Annotated in this window: 1 protein-coding gene; it reads right to left on the reverse strand. The window is 62.6% G+C overall.

Annotation, left to right across the window (positions count from 1 at the left end; all coding sequences use genetic code 11):
* Positions 1 to 6: 6 nt before the first annotated feature.
* Complete coding sequence (locus GGD67_RS39030; protein WP_179740346.1) at positions 7 to 1,110, reverse strand: ISAs1 family transposase; 1,104 nt, start codon at positions 1,108 to 1,110, stop codon at positions 7 to 9.
* Between the last annotated feature and the right edge of the window lie 71 nt (positions 1,111 to 1,181).

Genomic DNA, 1,181 nt, shown 5'->3' on the forward strand with positions numbered 1-1,181 from the left:
GCAGGGCTATCGCATATGGCTGAGGGTGGCCAAGAGGAATGCGTTGTCCCAGCCAGCGCGCTTGATTTTACGCCGGAGGGAAGCGCGATCCGGGTGGGTTCGCAGAACATTGAGGGCGAGCCTGCGCAGAATGGCGAGATTCTCGGGGGCGTGGTCACAGCGCGAGCGGTTGCCATCCTCAGCGAAATGGACGTCGAGAACCCAATGGAGCTGATTCTCGATGCCCCAATGGCTGCGGGTGACGTGGAGCAACCTCTTGGGGGAGATGTATTTGGACAGCAGATAGTACCGCACGACGGGCGTATCGGCGCGCTGGCCGCGCAGGCGCCTGCGCGAGGTGATGCGCCCCACCGCGGCGGCACCTGGAAAGCCATAGAGGCCGGCCAAACTTGTATTGCGCATGATTGTGGCGCGGCGCACTTCGCGCCGGTCGTGGGTAGAACGATCGATCTGCTCGACGACGCTGCGCTTGCCCGAGCGCGCAAATTGTTGGGTGACCGCGGTGAACAGGCGCCCACGGTTGGCCTTGATCGCCAGAACATAGTCGCCGCCGCGCTCGCGCACCGCAGCCGCAAAGGCGCGGGTACAATGCAGCGCATCGGCGGTCACGATACAGCCGTCCAGCGACAGAAGTTCCAGCACTTCCAAAGCGCCTGCGCTCTCGTTGCGGCCAGACGCCTTTTGTTGAGCCAAGGCCATGCGGGCATCCACCGCAAAGACGTTGACCAAGTGCAGCGGGGTGGCCTTTTGACCGCGTTCGTAGGCCCCACGCAGGGCCTTGCCGTCAACGGCCACCACCCCGGTAAGCTTGAGGCCGTTGGCCTTGGCAAAAGCCGCCATGAAGTGACGGAATGCGAGCTCGAAGGCTTGCGGCTTGAGCAGACGAAACACCCGGCTGAACGTATCGTGGCTCGGGATGCCATGTTCCAGGCGAAGGAAGAGCCGCAACAACTCCTCCTTCGACTGTCCGAAGTCCGCCATGTCCGAGCACGAATCCGCCCCGCACAACGTCGCCGCCAACGCGATGAACAGTACTTCCAGCAGATCATGCCGGGCATTGTCCGCGCGCGGGTCCGGCAACCGCCGAAAGGCCTTTCTGAACTTCTGCATCCGACCCCCTCCGTCTTCCGGGAGTCGTCTTCAGAATCCGTCTTGCCTTCCAATGCAATAGCTAGACAAAA

It is taken from the genome of Bradyrhizobium sp. IAR9, from assembly GCF_013408065.1.
Lineage (GTDB): Bacteria > Pseudomonadota > Alphaproteobacteria > Rhizobiales > Xanthobacteraceae > Bradyrhizobium.

Excerpts from the sequence above, each read along its gene's own strand:
- GGD67_RS39030 (WP_179740346.1), bottom strand. The coding sequence starts at position 1,110 with ATGCAGAAGTTCAGAAAGGCCTTTCGGCGGTTGCCGGACCCGCGCGCG.